Here is a 15013-nt window from a genome sequence, read left to right as displayed (position 1 = left end):
GCCATCCGTGTGCACGAGGCACCAGCTGAGTCGCTTCGACTTAGTTGTAGAGCATGCCGCCGTCGACCAGCAGGGTCTGGCCGGTGACGTAGTCAGCCTTGTCGCTCGCGAAGAACGACACCACGCCAGCGACGTCTTCAGGAGTCTCGATGCGGCCGAGCGCGATCGACTCGACGTTGTCTTTCAGGTTCTCGCCCTTGGCCTTGCCGTTGAGCTTGCCCAGCTCTTCGTCGATGAGATCCCACATGCCGGTGCCGACGATGCCAGGAGCCCAGGCGTTAACGGTGATGTTGCGCGGAGCGAGCTCCTGTGCGGCGACCTGCGTCAGGCCGCGCACGGCGAACTTGGTCGCCGAGTAGGCGCCCAGAATCGGGAAGCCCTTGATGCCGGCGATCGAAGAGGCGTTGATGATCTTGCCCTTCTCCTTGCCCAGCTCGGCGAACTTCTTCTCAGCAGCCTGAATGCCGTAGACGATGCTGAAGACGTTGATGTTGAAGATCTTCTCGAGATCTTCGGTGGTCACGTCGCTCAGCGGCTTGATCTGGGCGATGCCGGCGTTGTTGGCGATGACGTCGAAGCTGCCCAGCTTCTCTGCTGCGGCATCGACGGCGGCGAACACCTGATCGCGCTTCGACACGTCAGCGGCGACGAAGAACGCCTTGCGACCGAGAGCCTCGATCTCTTTGACGACGGCCTCTGCCTTCTCCTGCTGGAAATCCAGATCGGCGACGGCGATGTCGAAGCCGTCCTTGGCCAGCTGCAGTGCGATGCCGCGGCCGATTCCCTGCCCAGCGCCGGTAACGAGCGCAACCTTCTGATCACTCATGGGAGATCCTTCCTCTTCGCGATGTCGTGCAAATGACCTCGCGTCGAGGCCATCCTCCACACGCCGTCCTGTGGCGTGCGGTGCATCTGGGAGTCACTGTAAGTCAGGTGTGCGCTGTGAGTCAGCGTGTCAGGTAAGGGAGACCTTGCCAACCGCGAGAACACGCGCGAAAATACCTCATGCAACCGGACGCAACGGCTGGCCGACTCGGGCCTCCGTTCTGCGGCCAGAGACAATGAGGTGCACCTGCGATGGCCAACGAGCTGGAATCGTCGTTCTCAACCGGGGAGGACCCCGTCGAATACGACAACCTGTTGCAGGAGGTCTTTCGAGCCACTTCGCGAGGAGAACGCGCTCCGGCCCGACCGCGGCCGCTGATCAGCGCCTCTTGGAAGCGCTCCCGCCGCGCCGGTCTCAGGCCTGATCAGTGCCGCTGCCCGATGCACTCCCCCGTGCGAGCACGCCGAGTGCCATCACGGACGTCGACCACCCGACAGCTGATCCCGATGCTCAAGCAGACGCTGCCCCAGCATGACAACGGCATGTTCGAGAACGGCAGCTACCTCGTCGTGCTCACCGACGCCGAGGCGCGCATCGTGTGGCGCTACGGATCGACCGAGGCCCGACAGCGCGCCGACAGCATCGGCTTCGTCAAAGGCGCGCTGTGGCGCGAGAGCACAGTGGGCACGAACGCGATCGGCACCGCACTCGCCGTTCGACACCCGGTGCAGGTGCACGGCGCAGAGCATTTCTGTCTCGCGCATCAGCGCTGGAGCTGCGCGGCAGCGCCGATCATCGACCCACGCTCACGCGCCTGCCTGGGCATCGTCAACATCTCGTGCACGGTCGCCGAGGCGCATCCGGCCATGCTCGCGCTGGCCTCGCTGCTCGCCCACACCCTCGAGATGGAGCTGCACGAGGCGCACCAGCACGAGCTCGAACGACTGCGCACGATCAGCTGGCCGATGCAGCACACGCAGGGAGACGAGCCGTGGGCGGTGACCGACCGTCTGGGCTGGGTCGCGGCGACCAACAGCGCGTCGGCAGGCAGCCGGTTCACGCTGCCCGAGCATCCTGATCGCGACCTGCTCTGGCTGCCCGAGTTCGGCAGCGCGAAAGCGACCTCGCTGCCGGGCGGCTGGTTCATTCAGGGGCAGACCGTCGTCGAAGCCGAACCGGGAGAGAACCGGCTGCAGATCACTCGCACGTCGGGCGGCGCGCACGTGACGATGGATGCCGGCGACGTGCACTGGAGCGTCGAGATTCCGCCTCGGCAGGTCGACGTCATCACCCAGATCAACGCACACCGAGACGGCGTCAGCGCGGCAGACCTCTCAGAGGCGATCTTCGGCGACCGGACGCACACGGTCACCGTGCGTGCCGAGGTCAGCCGAATTCGGCGAGCGCTGGGGCCGGTGATCATTGCCGCGCCGTACCGCTTCGCGGAGGGCATGCGGGTCGAGATCGACTGACTTCCGGTCAGCAGCTGACCGAGGCCAGCAGACGTTCGACCAGCACGCCGCGATTGCCTTCGAGATCTGAGAGTACGTCCTGTTCGCGCACCTCCTGCGGGGTGAGCCAGGCGAGTTCGAGAGCATCCTGACGCGGCTGGCAGGTGCCGGTCACCGGCACGACGTAGGCCAGCGAGACGGCATGCTGGCGACCGTCGAACAGCTCGCTCGTGGTCGAGGGCACCGGGAAGTACTCGCCCACCGTCTGCGGCGACATCGACAGCGGCAGCTGCGGGAAGGCGATCGGGCCGAGGTCGTTCTCGAGATGGCGCAGCAGCGCTTCGCGCAGGCTCTCGCCGAACCGCACACGGCCCGAGACGATGGTGCGGGTGATCGAGTCAGTGTCGCTGACGCGCATGAGCAGGCCGATCTGCGCGACCTTGCCACTGCCGGTCAGGCGCACGGGCAGCGCTTCGACGTAGAGCATGGGCAGGTGCCGCCTGGCCTCTTCCAGCTCGGAGTCGGTCAGCCAGCCGGAGTCGGCGCCACCGTTGCTGCCGATGACGTCATCGTCTGGATCCTGCGGGTCGGGCGTGCCAACGATGCTCATGGTCTGATTATGGCGCATTTGCCCGGGCCGTCGCAGTCGACTCGGTACAATCGGTGCTCATGACCGCTTCACACCCGAATGCCATCCCAAAGACCGCTTCGACCCGATCCTCCGAAGCCGGTGGGTCAGCGCAGCGTTCAGACGGGCAGGGCCGAGGATCGGTGCGGCCCAGCTACCGCTTCTACGCGGTGATCGTCGCGATCTTCGCCTCGCTGCTGCTGGTCTCGAACATCGCGGCGACGCAGGGCGTGGTGTTCGGTCCGGTTTGGGGATTCCCGATCAACACTGACGGTGGGTTCCTGCTGTTCCCCCTGGCCTACGTGCTCGGCGATGTACTGAGCGAGGTCTACGGGTTCAAGCGGACCCGTACGGCGACAATCGTGTCGTTCTGCATCGCCATCGGGGCCATGCTGTACTTCCAGTTCGTGATCGCCCTGCCGAAGTCGGAGGGCACCGACACGGAGTCGTTCAACGCGCTGCTCGGTCTCAGCGTGCCGCAGATTCTGCTGGGGTCGGTGCTGGGCTTTCTGGTGGGTCAGACGCTGAACGCGTGGGTCGTGACATGGATGAAGCGCCGCCGCCGCGACGAACGCCAGCTCTGGGCGAGACTGCTCGGGTCGACCGTCGTCGGGGAGTTCGCCGACACCCTCATCTTCTGTCTGATCGCAGCGCCGGTGCTCGGGTTCACCGAGCCGGCCGACTTCGCCATCTACGTGGCGCTCGGGTTCGTATACAAGACCGCAGTCGAGGCCGCACTGCTTCCGTTCACCTACCGAGTGATCGCCTGGGTGAAGCGGCACGAGCCCGACTACCGCCCGGTGGGCGCAGGCGAGTCCGCCGCGAGCTGAGCGGGCTTTCAGCGGGTTCTGCACTTTCGCGGGGCGCTCAGCGGGTTCTGCACACTCGAGGGAACGTCCGGCGGTACTCGACAGGGCACTCAGCGGCTTCTGCACACTCGAGGCGAAAGGCGTTCAGCGGTCCTGCATGATCGAGGTGCCGAGGCCCAGTGAGAACGCTTGTGAGCCTGCCCCCCCCCCCCCAGAGCACGACCGCATGCGAAAGTACAGAAAGTGCGACCATCAGAGGCTGAAGCCCGCAAGTTCTGCACTTTCGCGGGACATTCAGCAAGTTCTGCACTTTCGCGGGGCATTCAGCAAGTTCTGCACTTTCAAGGGGCGTTCACCAAGTTCTGCACTTTCGCGGGGCATTCAACGGCTTCTGCACACTCGAGGGGTGTCCGGCGGTACTCGACAGGGCATTCAGCGGCTTCTGCACACTCGACGAGGCGCTCAACCGCATCCACCGACTTCCACGCACTCAACCTTCTTTCGACGAGGGCGGCTCAGCGGAGCCCAGCGTTCGACCAGGCGGTCACCGCGCACGCACCATGCGCACGAGTCCGACGATGATGCCGCCGAAGAGCAGCACCAACCCGATGACGAACAGCGGCGTCTGCGACGTACCCGTGACGGTCAGCCGAAGAATGCCCCACATCAGAGCGCTGACGCCGAGCAGTGTGGTCCCCAGCAGCTGAGAAGCGATGCGGTAGAGCCGCTCCGCGTTCTGACCGGTCACCTCGACCGGGTAGTTCGCCACATGCGGGTAACGCGCCAACCCTGCCACCAGCACCGACAGCAGCAGCCAGACGAGACCGAGCCCGATGAGCGATCCACGAGGGCCCCACGCATCGGGCTCACCGTGTATCCCGAAATGCGTCGGAATGACCTCGGGCAGGCTCGGATACGAGACCAGCAGATAGATCAGTCCGGCCAAAGTCATCAACAGACCGACGCCGATCAGCACGGCAGCGGCTGCGCCCATGCCCTCGGCCTTCGGTCGCTCTGATCTGCTCATACCGCTGCAGCGCCTGACTTCGCCCCGCCGCCGTAGTAGCGGCCCAAGAACTCCTCGCGGAGTTCGTCGAACGTGCCCTCCTGCATCGCGGCGCGGATGTCGTCGACGAGACGCACGATGAATCGCTCGTTGTGGATGCTGCAGAGAGTCGCCGCATTCATCTCTTTCGCCTTGAAGAGGTGCCGCAGATACGCCCGCGTGTAGTGCGTGCAGGTGTAGCAGTCGCAGCCTTCGTCGATCGGCGAGAAGTCCATGCGGAACCTCGTCTGCTTCAGGTTGTAGCGCCCGTGGCGCGAGTACACGGCCGACGACCGCGCCACACGCGTCGGCGAGACGCAGTCGAACGTGTCAGCCCCTGCTGCCACCGCGGCAAAGATGTCATCGGGTTCGCTGATGCCGAGCAGATGACGCGGCCGATCCTCGGGAAGCTCCTCGGCCATCCACCCGATGATCTCGGCCATGCGCGGCTTCTCGAGCGCGCCGCCGAGGCCGAACCCGTCGAAGCGCTGCCCCTCGATCTCCATGCTGCCGAGGTCGCGAGCGGCCTTGCGGCGCAGATCCTCGTAGTTCGCGCCCTGCAGCACGCCGAAGAGTGCCTGATACGGCTTGCCGACCCGTTCGTCAGTGAGGCGCCGATGCTCGGCGAGGCACCGCTCGGCCCACAGGCGGGTGCGCTCCAGCGAACGCTCCTGGTATCCGCGGGTGTTCATCAGCGTGGTGAGCTCGTCGAAGGCGAACATGATGTCGGCACCCAGCTGGTGCTGAATCTGCATCGACACCTCCGGGGTGAACCGATGCATGGTGCCGTCCAGATGCGACTTGAACGTGACGCCGTCGTCGTCGACGTGAGCGAGCCGCTCTTTGCCCTTCGCGATCACGTCGTCGGACTGCCGCCCGCTGGTGTCCATCGCGAGCACCTTCTTGAACCCCACGCCCAGGCTCATCACCTGGAAGCCTCCGGAATCGGTGAACGTGGGCCCCGGCCAGTTCATGAAGCGGCCGAGACCGCCGGCGGCGTCGAGCACGTCGGGTCCCGGCTGCAGGTAGAGGTGGTAGGCGTTGGCGAGCAGCGCCTGCGCCCCGAGGTCGCTCATCGACTCGGGCAGCACCGCTTTGACAGCCGCCTTGGTGCCGACCGGAATGAACGCCGGGGTGCGAATGTCGCCGTGTGGCGTGTGGATGACCCCCGTGCGCCCGCCTCTCGGCTGATCGTCGAGTCGGATGTCGATGTCGAAGCTGAAGTTCACCCGTCCATCTTGCCACCTGCCTGCGGCTCGGGGTCTTCGGCGGGCATTCGTCGCAGAGCGTCACAATCTGGCGTCTGGGCTCGGGCACAAATAGGCTGATCGTATGAAGCCATTCCTGTATCTGAGCGCGCGCACGAATGACGAGGCCACTGCGGCCGAGCGCGCCTCGATGCTGGAGCACACCGGGCTGAGGGCAGACGCCCTCGTACACCACCGACTCGACCGCGCGCCGCTGCCCGAGATCGATCTCACCGAGCTCAGCGGAGTGCTGCTCGGCGGCAGCCCCTATGACTGGTCGGCCCCACCCGAGCGCAAAGACCCGCTGCAGCGACGGGTCGAGCACGACGTGTTCGTCCTGGTGCGCCGCATTCTCGATGCCGATTTCCCGTTCTTCGGGGCCTGTTACGGAATGGGCGCGGTCGCAACGGTGCTTGAGACTCCGTTGGGCCCCGACTTCGCCGAGGATGCCGGAGCCGTCACCCTGCAGGTCACCTCGGCCGGCCGATCCGATTGCCTGCTGGATGACGCGCCTGCGCAGATCTCGTCGTTCGTCGGACACCATGAGTCGTTGCTCGAGGTGCCGGAGGGCGCCGAACTGCTGCTGACCTCGGCGACTGCTCCGGTGCAGATGATCCGCGTCGGCGAGCGCGGCTACGCGACGCAGTTCCATCCCGAGCTTGACCGGTCGGCGTTCATTCGGCGTGCGACGCTCTACGACGGGCACGGCTACTACCCTGCCGGCCGCATCGCAGCCATCGAGCAGGCGACGCTGGGCCTCGACACCGCCCCGGCACACCGTCTGCTGCGCCGCTTCGCGCTCGAGCACGGCCGTCGCTGAGCGGCCCTGCACCGTTCGTCGAGACGCGCCTTGACCGGCGCGATCGTATCCCTCCGACAGGTGTCTGCGACCTAATCGACACTGCTGGCGCCAGCAGGCATACTGGATGGCATGGGCGACAACAATCTGCTTTCGATTCCACCGACGTTCCTCGATGAGGTGCCGGGTCTCGCTGACGCTCTCGCCGACGAGCCGCTCAACCGCGTGGCGGCCTCGTTCCCCGCAGCGTCACTGCCTTGGGCTCTGCTCGCACAGCAGGCCCGCACGCACGGCAACTATGTGAACGCATACGCCTACGCTCGCACCGGCTATCACCGTGGCCTCGACGCTCTGCGCAGACACGGTTGGAAGGGGCAGGGGCCGATTCCGTGGTCGCACGAGCCGAACCGTGGCTTCCTGCTCTCGCTCTTCGAGCTGGGCAAAGCCGCCGAGCTGATCGGCGAAGCTGACGAGGTCGATCGCGTGCACACGTTCCTCACCGACAGCGACCCCTCGGTCATCGACGCCATCCTGGCCGACGAGGCGGCGCACGCCCCGGGCACTGAGACGATCGTCATCCGCGGCATCAACTGATCGCTGCGGCGCATATCTTTCTTTGTTCCGACCGACCGTCTAGCATCAGGAAGCATGACTTCCACTGACCGTCAATCGGACGATCAGGCGCGGTACATCGAAGTGTGGAACGACTTGGTCTCTCCGCGAGACCTCACGTGGGCACTTCTGATCTGTGGTGGCACCACCGCAGCCGCGCTGCTGATCGCAACGCTGCTCTCGTTCAACGTCTTCTTCTGGGGGCTCGGCGGCTCGGTCATCGGCTTCGTCATCAGCACCTTCGCGTTCACGCCGAAACGAGACGTGCGCATCGTGAGCGCCGACGACGGGCTCGAACACAGCATCCACATCAGTGCCGAAGCCGATGTCGCCGCAGACGCCGACAGGGCCGGTGACCGCTGATGGACGTCTCGATCATCATTCAGATGCTGATCGCCGCCATCGGCGCGATCATGTTCTATTCGTTCATCGGGTTCATTCCCGGCACCGACGAGACCAGCGTGCTGGTGCCCGTCACCCTGGCGCTGGTGCTCGCGGGCGTCGCGCCGATCGTGGTGCTCACCTTCTTCATCGCCGCGATCGTGACGCTCAATCTCACCAATGCGATTCCCACGGCTCTGGTCGGCCTGCCCGGGGGCGTGATGTCGACCCCGATGATGGAGCACTCGCTCTATCTCAAGAGCAAGGGACGCGCCGCCGAGACGATCAAGAAGATGGCCGCCGGCAGCGCCGTGGGCACGATCATCGCGATTCCGGTGAGCCTCGCCATCGCCACGGCGATCACACCCTATGCCGAGACCCTGCGCCAGTACGGCTCACTGCTCTTCGTGTTCGGCGCCGTGCTGCTCGCGCTGCTCGGCAGCAATCGCCTGCTGTCGCTCATCTCGATCATCCCGATGGCGCTGCTCTTCCAGGGCCTGCTCTCGCTCTACCGGACGCAGGAGGTGATTCCCAAAGACGGCAACATCTCGGTCTCGTTCTTCTTGGGCATCACCATCGGACCACTGCTGGTCTCGATCCTGGGGCTGCTCAACAAACGCAGCCGCGACCGTCTGCCCAGGTACGCGCCGACCACCGTCGAGATCTCGCGCAGAGATCTGAGCGGCCAGTCCCTCGCGCCCGGCCGCATCCTCACTCGTGACGAGATGGGCCGCACCGGCCTCGCCTCGCTGATCACCACCCCGCTGTTCTTCCTCAGTCCGGTCGGCCTGACCTTCCTGATCGGCGAGGCCTCTGCCGGTCGCAGCGGCGACAGGCTCAAGCACGCGAACCGCGCGGTGTCGAGCATGAACGGCGTCGCACACGCCGCCTACCTGTCTGGTGTGATCATCCCGCTGCTGGCCGTCGGCATTCCGCTCTCGCCGGTCGCGATCGGCCCGGCGCAAGCGCTGTTCAACGCGCCGCCGGTCTTCTCGCTCGACCACAATCTGCACCAGCTGCTGAGCACCGGCCAGTTCATTACCGCGGTGGTCGTCGGCGCTCTGCTCGCGCTCGTGCTGACCTATGTGATCGCTGTGCGCTACTCGTACCAGATCACCTACTTCGTGATGCGCTACATCCCGCACGAGGCCGTGCTCGGGCTCTTCATCGGGTTCATTCTGCTGCTCGCCTATCTCGACGCCGGGGTGGCCAACATCTTCGGCGTGCTGCTCGTCGGCGTCGCCTGCGGTACCCTGAATAAGCTTGGCGTCAGCTACGGCGTGCAGTTCATGACGCTGTACGCCGCGCCATGGATCGTGCAGAACCTGCTCTGAGCGGCAGCGTTGTGCGTCGGTGCGCATGCACCGGGAAAGGCTTCTTCACTGTGCAGGTCGGCGACCCCTCCCCCTCAGACCGCTCATCGGTCGACACTCCGATGCACGCAGGCGTCGGCCAGACCGTCGCGAAGATCATCCTCTTCGGCGAGCACTCTGTCGTCTACGGCTACCCGGCGATCGCGATGCCGCTGCGCAATCTGCGCATGATCGCCCGAGTCGAACCGACCACACGCCCGTCAGAGCTGTCGAGCCTGGGCTGGGTCGGTCCGCTCGACGAGGCGCCGGCGAGGTTCGCAAGCATCGTTCGGGCGGTGGATGCGGCGCTCGAGTTCGCGGGGCATCCGAACGCCCGTCTGCGCATCGAGACGCACGCCGAGTTCCCGCCGGAACGGGGCCTCGGGTCATCTGCGGCAGCGGCCGGCGCAGTCATCCGCGCCGTGCTCAACGCCTTCGACGTCGACGTCGAGCCAGAAGACCTCTTCGACCTGACGCAGGTGGCCGAGCGCATCGCGCATGGGCATCCGTCCGGTCTCGATGCGACCGCGACCTCGTCGCAGTCGCCGATCCATTTTCAGGCCGGCGCGACCACGGCCGTGCAGATCAATCTCTCAGCGTGGATCGTCGTGGCCGACTCCGGCATTCACGGCAGCACCCGTGAGACCGTCGGGCACATTCGCGAAGAGCACGAGCGCTGCCCCGAGGTCACCCGACCACGGCTGGCCGAGCTGGGGCGCATCACCGCCGAGGCGGTGGGCGACGTGCGCGCCGGCGATGTCAGCGGGCTCGGCCAGAAGATGAACGACGCACACCGGCTGTTGGCCGAGCTGGGCGTGAGCAACGCACGCCTCGACCAGCTCACCGCCGCAGCGCGCAGTGCGGGCGCGGTCGGAGCGAAGCTCACCGGCGGCGGACGCGGCGGCTGCGTGATCGCCCTCGCCCGCACCAGCGCTGATGCGAAGCGCATCGCCGCCGCGCTGGGGATGGCCGGAGCCACCGGCACGTGGGTCTACGCACCGCACGCCTACGAGGTCGCCGCGTGACGCATCGCCTGAAACCGGTGGCAGCGGCTCCCGGCGTGGCCACTGCTGTGGCGCATGCGAACATCGCGCTGATCAAGTACTGGGGCAAAGCCGACGAGCGGCTGATCCTGCCGCGCACCTCGAGCCTGTCACTGACCCTCGACGATCTGCACACGGTCACCACAGTGCGTTTCGTCGACGACGGCGCGGGTGACCGTGCCGTGCTCGACGGCCAGCCGATGACCGGTCAGCCGCTGCGGCGCATCGCAGATTTCCTCGACATCGTGCGCGAGCGTGCTGGCATCACCTCCGCGGCCGATGTCGTCACACACAACACCGTGCCGACTGCGGCGGGGCTCGCGAGCTCTGCCAGCGGGTTCGCCGCGCTGGCTGGGGCCGCAGCTGCCGCCGCCGGGCTCGAACTCGACGATCGCGGCCTCTCCAGACTCGCACGACGGGGGTCGGGGTCGGCATCACGGTCGGTCTTCGGCGGCCTGGCCGTCTGGCACGCCGGCCACGACCACGAAAGCTCGTATGCCGAGCCGCTTCCGAGCGATCTCGATCTGGCGATCGTCGTGCTCGTGATCGACTCGGGGCGCAAGGCGATCTCGAGCCGTGAGGCTATGCGACGAACCGTCGAGACCTCGCTCGAGTACGAGCCTTGGGTGCGACGCAGCCACGAAGATCTGGCCGAGGCGCTCGACGCGATCGAACAGGCAGACCTGCCCCGACTGGGCGAGGCAGCCGAGGCGAACGCCTTCGGCATGCACGCCACGATGCTCGCCGCAGAGCCTCGTGTGCAGTACTTGAACGCCTCGAGCATCGAGGCGCTGCGGGCCGTGCGCGAGGCCCGCGCAGCCGGTCTGCCTGCCTGGGCGACCATGGATGCCGGAGCGAACGTCAAGGTGCTCACCAGCGGTTCGGCATCTGAGCAGGTGCGATCCTGGCTGCGGCAGCGACTGGAGCCGAGTGTGCCGGGCTTGCAGACCGTGGTGGCACGGTCAGGCCCGGGCCTGCAGGTCTGGCCGGGCGAGGTCGGCGTGCCCAGAACCTGCGCTCTCGACACCGCCACGACGAACCATGCAGGAGGTCTCTAGACATGTGCGCTGCCCATGACGTCGCCGTTCCGGCTCGCACCACCGTCGTGCGCGCGCCGGGCAAGCTCTACATCGCCGGCGAGTATGCCGTCGTCGAAGCCGGATACCCGGCGGTGCTGATCGCCGTCGACCGCTATGTGCAGGTGCGGGTGAGCCCCGCCCGCGACACCGGGCACATCACCTCAGATCAGTACGCGAGCCTCTCGCTCGAGTGGCATCGACGTGACAACGACATGGTGATCGAGCCTGACCAGACGCCGTTCGACTTCGTGCTCGCCGCCATCAGAGTCGTCGAAGAGGCTGCTGTCGGACTCGGCGCGTCGCTCGAGCTGTACGACCTCGACATCACGAGCGAGCTCGACGACGATGCCGGTCGCAAGTTCGGCCTCGGGTCGTCTGCCGCGGTCACGGTGGCCACAGTGCGGGCGCTCTGCGAGCACTATCGTCTCGATCTGACCCGTATGGAGCAGCTCAAACTGGCCCTGATCGCAAGCATCGAAGTGCAGCGCAGCGGCTCGGGCGGCGACGTGGCGGCGAGCATGTTCGGCGGCTGGATCGTCTACCGCGCATTCGATCGGGAGTGGGTGCGCGCCGAGCGCGTCGCCCGACCGCTGACCGAGATGCTCGCCATCGACTGGCCTGGCCTTGAAGTGCGCCGCGTCGTGCCGCCCGATCGTCTTCGCCTCGTCGTGGGATGGACTGGCTCGCCCGCCTCGACCGCTCGCCTGGTCAGCGGGGTGCAGGCCCGCAAAGGCCAGCGCAGCGTGCATTACAGCCACTTCCTCGCGGAGAGCCGCTCGTGTGTGACCGAACTCGCCGAAGCCCTGGAACGCGACGACGGGGTCGGGATCGCCGCAGGCATCCGCCGCAACCGCGAGCTGCTGCGCGGCCTGGGCGAGCACTCGGGCATCACCATCGAGACCCCGAAGCTGCAGCGCCTGATCGAGACGGCCGAGGCATGCGGCGGTGCGGCGAAGACGTCGGGCGCGGGCGGCGGAGACTGCGGCATCGTGCTGATCGACCGCGACGCCGACATCGACGGCATGCTCGCAGCGTGGGAGCGGGCCGACATCAGGCCGCTGAATCTGCGGGTGCACCAGCCGGAGGGCACGGTCGAGTAGGGCATGGCCGAGCACGTTCGCACGACGAGCGTCGTGCTCTGCCGTTCGAGCTCGAGACGGGATGTCGCAGATACGAAGGGACACAGAGCAGCATGAGCAGTGAGCGCAAAGACGAGCACGTTCGCCTCGCCGAGGAGCTTCGCGACGAACGACGCGATTCGGGCTTCGACGACGTGCGGTTTCTTCATCACACCTTCAACGGTCTGACGCGCGACGCGGTCGACATCAGCACGACCGTGGCCGGTCGGCGTTGGCCGGTGCCGTTCTACATCAACGCGATGACCGGCGGCAGCAAGATGACCGGGGCGCTCAACGCCGACCTCGCGCAGGCTGCTGCGGCTGCAGGTGTGTCAATCGCCAGCGGTTCGGTGAGCCCTGCACTGCGCGATCCGGGCCTTGAATCGACGTTTCGGGTGATCCGAGAGAACGCCCCTGAGGCGTTCGTATTCGCGAATGTGAGCCCCGAGATGACCGTCGAGCAGGCGAAGCGAGCCGTCGGGATTCTCTCTGCCGACGCGCTGCAGATCCATGTGAACCCGGCCCAAGAGCTCGTGATGCCCGAGGGCGACCGCGACTTTCGCGGCTGGCTCGACCGGATCGAGCGGATCGTGGCCGAGGTCGGCGTGCCGGTCGTGGTCAAAGAGGTCGGGTTCGGCCTCAGCCGACACAGCGTCGAGCAGCTGCTCGAACGCGGTGTGCGCACCGTCGACGTCAGCGGACGCGGCGGCACGAACTTCATCGCGATCGAGAACCGTCGGCGGCAGCGAAGCGAGTACGACTACCTGTCTGGCTGGGGCCAGACCGCCGTCGAGTGCCTGCTCGATTCCCTGCACGCGGCGCCTGCGCTGCCGGTCGAGGCGATCGCCTCCGGCGGCGTGCGCAATCCGCTGGATGTCGTGCGCGCACTCGCCTTGGGCGCTCGCGCCGTCGGGGTCAGCGGCCACTTTCTGCACGTGCTCGTCTCTGACGGAGTCGAGGCTCTGACTGCAGAGCTGGAGTCATGGAAAGAGCAGGTGCAGACTCTGCTCACGCTGCTCGGAGCGGCCGACCTGGCGGCCCTTGCCTGCACTGACTTGCTCATCACCGGCCCGACGGCGGAGTTCGCACGGCTGCGAGGCATCGATCTCGCGGAACTGGCGCACCGCCACTGAGATATGCCCGCAAATGCATATGTCGTGTTGGAGAACTCTTCACAGACATTCCGCGACGCCCGCACGATGTCCTTGACTTGCGCCGGGGAAAGCGGTTCACTGCAGATACCATGACGCAGCAGTCCGAAGACTCCCAGGGCCCTCTGCCCCGCATCACCGATGCCGGTTTTCGCCTGCACTACGCGACCTCGCTCTTCGACCGTCTGATCGATGACTACCTGCGTGCTGAGTGGCAGCTTCCGGCCACTCAGTTCTATGCGCTGATGGCTCTTGCGGCAGCGGGCAAAGAGAAGCTCAGCGTTCGAGAGATCGCCGAGCAGCTCGGCATCTCCCGTGCGGCAGCCGCCACACGCACCCGAACACTGGTCGAGGTCGGGTTCGCGTCGTTGTACCAAGACCCGAACGACCGTCGCACGCAGCGCGTCGCCCTCACCGAACGTGGTGCACGCCAACTGACCGAAGCCTGGCAGGGTCTCGACACCTTCGAGAACGCTCTGCTGACCGGCATCGACGAACGCAGCCTGCTGCAGCGCATCAATGTGCTCATCGACAACGCCCGCGACGTCGCAGCAGCGCGGCAGGCCCGAGAGTCTCGCTGAGCGGGCCGGCCCCGCGAAGAGTCTCGCTCAGACGTTCGGCACGACCACCGTCGGAACACGAAGATCGAGCAGCACGCCGTGCGACACCGAGCCGAACAGCGCGCGTCCGAGCACGGTGCGCGAATGAGTGCCCAGCACCAGCATGCGTCGGCCGGCCGCGGCCGCAGTCAGCTGCGACGCCGGAGCGCCTTCGATCGAGCGACCGGTGACGTCGAGATCCTCGTGCCTCGTGCGCAGCTGCAGGGCGCGTGCGTCAAGCTGTTCCTGGAACTGGCGACCCACCGGAGCGAGCCCCCCGCCCATGGCCTCTGCCGGCCTGCTGATCACCGGCGGCAGACCCCAGACAGAGACCAGCTCAAGCGGCTGATCCGTGGCCAGCGCCTGGGTGACGGCGAACTCGACCGCACTCTCGCTAACGTCGTCCGGGCCCACGCCGACGACGATTCCGGGTTCGTGCTGCCCGGCGGCAGTCCAGTCTGACGGGATCACCGCAGTCGGAACGTTCGTCGACACTGAGACGCGCAGCCCCTTGGCCCCACCGACCGCTTCGCCGAATGATGCGCCGTGATGCGATCCCAGCACGATCAGATCGCTCTGGTCGGCCGCGTCTACCAGCGCGTCGACGATGCCGCCGCGAGTGACCGCTGCCGTGATGCCGAGCTCGGGATGCGCCTCCGCAGCGATGCGCCGCACCGAAGCGATCAGGTTCTCGGCGGCCTGCGTCGCATCCGCCTCGCTGACGCCGGTGCCGCGCAGCACATGCGGATCGACCACGGTCAGCAGGTGCAGCTGCGGGTCGGCGACGAGCTCGGCCTGCGTCAGCGCCCATTCGAGTGCGCGTTCACCGCGCACGGTGCCGTCGATGCCGACGAGGATGGTGGTCATTGTTGC

General features: G+C 66.5%; 16 protein-coding genes. 11 read left to right on the top strand and 5 right to left on the bottom strand.

Annotation, left to right across the window (positions count from 1 at the left end; all coding sequences use genetic code 11):
• Positions 1–40 precede the first annotated feature (40 nt).
• Positions 41–826: an acetoin reductase gene (locus F8O07_RS03345; RefSeq protein ID WP_158030727.1), complete on the bottom strand. Its 786-nt coding sequence runs from the start codon at positions 824–826 to the stop codon at positions 41–43.
• Between the two features lie 251 nt (positions 827–1077).
• Here F8O07_RS03345 and F8O07_RS03340 point away from each other — a divergent pair, with 251 nt between their 5' ends.
• Positions 1078–2298 (top strand): GAF domain-containing protein, encoded by a 1221-nt coding sequence (locus tag F8O07_RS03340; RefSeq protein ID WP_158030726.1) that lies wholly within the window; start codon positions 1078–1080, stop codon positions 2296–2298.
• Between the two features lie 7 nt (positions 2299–2305).
• On the opposite strand, the gene F8O07_RS03335 is transcribed toward F8O07_RS03340, so the two are convergent.
• On the bottom strand, positions 2306–2887 hold the full coding sequence (locus F8O07_RS03335) for a DUF4916 domain-containing protein (protein WP_158030725.1): 582 nt from the start codon (positions 2885–2887) through the stop codon (positions 2306–2308).
• Positions 2888–2946: 59 nt separating this feature from the next.
• Here F8O07_RS03335 and F8O07_RS03330 point away from each other — a divergent pair, with 59 nt between their 5' ends.
• Complete coding sequence (locus F8O07_RS03330; protein ID WP_158030724.1) at positions 2947–3735, top strand: queuosine precursor transporter; 789 nt, start codon at positions 2947–2949, stop codon at positions 3733–3735.
• A gap of 523 nt (positions 3736–4258) precedes the next feature.
• Here F8O07_RS03330 and F8O07_RS03325 read toward each other — a convergent pair.
• Positions 4259–4741 carry a DUF1648 domain-containing protein gene (locus F8O07_RS03325; RefSeq protein WP_158030723.1) on the bottom strand — a complete coding sequence of 161 codons (483 nt, stop codon included), beginning with the start codon at positions 4739–4741 and terminating at the stop codon, positions 4259–4261.
• Positions 4738–5988, bottom strand: coding sequence for a tRNA guanosine(34) transglycosylase Tgt (gene tgt / locus F8O07_RS03320; RefSeq protein WP_158030722.1), 1251 nt, complete (start codon positions 5986–5988; stop codon positions 4738–4740). The genes F8O07_RS03325 and tgt overlap by 4 nt, the downstream gene beginning before the upstream one ends.
• A gap of 103 nt (positions 5989–6091) precedes the next feature.
• Here tgt and F8O07_RS03315 point away from each other — a divergent pair, with 103 nt between their 5' ends.
• From F8O07_RS03315 to F8O07_RS03275, 9 genes are all read left to right on the top strand, one after another.
• Positions 6092–6826, top strand: coding sequence for a glutamine amidotransferase-related protein (locus F8O07_RS03315; RefSeq protein ID WP_158030721.1), 735 nt, complete (start codon positions 6092–6094; stop codon positions 6824–6826).
• 111 nt (positions 6827–6937) lie between these two features.
• A complete protein-coding gene (locus F8O07_RS03310; RefSeq protein WP_158030720.1) occupies positions 6938–7399 on the top strand; it encodes a DUF3151 domain-containing protein in 462 nt (153 codons plus the stop codon).
• A 54-nt stretch (positions 7400–7453) separates the two neighbouring features.
• A complete protein-coding gene (locus tag F8O07_RS03305) occupies positions 7454–7780 on the top strand; it encodes a hypothetical protein (RefSeq protein ID WP_192496615.1) in 327 nt (108 codons plus the stop codon).
• Positions 7780–9132 (top strand): tripartite tricarboxylate transporter permease, encoded by a 1353-nt coding sequence (locus tag F8O07_RS03300; protein WP_158030719.1) that lies wholly within the window; start codon positions 7780–7782, stop codon positions 9130–9132. Before F8O07_RS03305 ends, F8O07_RS03300 begins: the two co-directional genes overlap by 1 nt.
• A 50-nt stretch (positions 9133–9182) precedes the next feature.
• Entirely contained in the window at positions 9183–10175 is a 993-nt protein-coding gene (gene mvk, locus F8O07_RS03295; protein ID WP_225733150.1) for a mevalonate kinase, read from the top strand.
• Positions 10172–11251: a diphosphomevalonate decarboxylase gene (mvaD, locus tag F8O07_RS03290; protein ID WP_225733149.1), complete on the top strand. Its 1080-nt coding sequence runs from the start codon at positions 10172–10174 to the stop codon at positions 11249–11251. The genes mvk and mvaD overlap by 4 nt, the downstream gene beginning before the upstream one ends.
• A 2-nt stretch (positions 11252–11253) precedes the next feature.
• Complete coding sequence (locus tag F8O07_RS03285; protein WP_158030718.1) at positions 11254–12372, top strand: phosphomevalonate kinase; 1119 nt, start codon at positions 11254–11256, stop codon at positions 12370–12372.
• Positions 12373–12464: 92 nt separating this feature from the next.
• Positions 12465–13523: a type 2 isopentenyl-diphosphate Delta-isomerase gene (gene fni, locus F8O07_RS03280; RefSeq protein WP_158030717.1), complete on the top strand. Its 1059-nt coding sequence runs from the start codon at positions 12465–12467 to the stop codon at positions 13521–13523.
• Positions 13524–13633: 110 nt separating this feature from the next.
• Positions 13634–14122: a MarR family winged helix-turn-helix transcriptional regulator gene (locus F8O07_RS03275; protein WP_158030716.1), complete on the top strand. Its 489-nt coding sequence runs from the start codon at positions 13634–13636 to the stop codon at positions 14120–14122.
• A 27-nt stretch (positions 14123–14149) separates the two neighbouring features.
• Here the strand turns inward: F8O07_RS03275 and F8O07_RS03270 are convergent, their stop codons facing one another.
• Positions 14150–15007 (bottom strand): universal stress protein, encoded by an 858-nt coding sequence (locus tag F8O07_RS03270; protein WP_158030715.1) that lies wholly within the window; start codon positions 15005–15007, stop codon positions 14150–14152.
• Positions 15008–15013 lie beyond the last annotated feature (6 nt).

It is taken from the genome of Pseudoclavibacter sp. CFCC 13796 (assembly GCF_008831185.1).
Taxonomy (GTDB): domain Bacteria; phylum Actinomycetota; class Actinomycetes; order Actinomycetales; family Microbacteriaceae; genus Pseudoclavibacter_A.
Note: the sequence above shows the minus strand (reverse complement) of the source record. Positions and strands in the feature narration are given on the sequence as shown.

Excerpts from the sequence above, each read along its gene's own strand:
- F8O07_RS03270 (WP_158030715.1), bottom strand. The coding sequence starts at position 15,007 with ATGACCACCATCCTCGTCGGCATCGACGGCACCGTGCGCGGTGAACGC.
- F8O07_RS03275 (WP_158030716.1), top strand. The coding sequence starts at position 13,634 with ATGACGCAGCAGTCCGAAGACTCCCAGGGCCCTCTGCCCCGCATCACC.
- F8O07_RS03300 (WP_158030719.1), top strand. The coding sequence starts at position 7,780 with ATGGACGTCTCGATCATCATTCAGATGCTGATCGCCGCCATCGGCGCG.
- F8O07_RS03340 (WP_158030726.1), top strand. The coding sequence starts at position 1,078 with ATGGCCAACGAGCTGGAATCGTCGTTCTCAACCGGGGAGGACCCCGTC.
- F8O07_RS03285 (WP_158030718.1), top strand. The coding sequence starts at position 11,254 with ATGTGCGCTGCCCATGACGTCGCCGTTCCGGCTCGCACCACCGTCGTG.
- fni (WP_158030717.1), top strand. The coding sequence starts at position 12,465 with ATGAGCAGTGAGCGCAAAGACGAGCACGTTCGCCTCGCCGAGGAGCTT.
- F8O07_RS03330 (WP_158030724.1), top strand. The coding sequence starts at position 2,947 with ATGACCGCTTCACACCCGAATGCCATCCCAAAGACCGCTTCGACCCGA.
- F8O07_RS03315 (WP_158030721.1), top strand. The coding sequence starts at position 6,092 with ATGAAGCCATTCCTGTATCTGAGCGCGCGCACGAATGACGAGGCCACT.
- F8O07_RS03325 (WP_158030723.1), bottom strand. The coding sequence starts at position 4,741 with ATGAGCAGATCAGAGCGACCGAAGGCCGAGGGCATGGGCGCAGCCGCT.
- F8O07_RS03345 (WP_158030727.1), bottom strand. The coding sequence starts at position 826 with ATGAGTGATCAGAAGGTTGCGCTCGTTACCGGCGCTGGGCAGGGAATC.
- F8O07_RS03305 (WP_192496615.1), top strand. The coding sequence starts at position 7,454 with ATGACTTCCACTGACCGTCAATCGGACGATCAGGCGCGGTACATCGAA.
- F8O07_RS03335 (WP_158030725.1), bottom strand. The coding sequence starts at position 2,887 with ATGAGCATCGTTGGCACGCCCGACCCGCAGGATCCAGACGATGACGTC.
- F8O07_RS03310 (WP_158030720.1), top strand. The coding sequence starts at position 6,938 with ATGGGCGACAACAATCTGCTTTCGATTCCACCGACGTTCCTCGATGAG.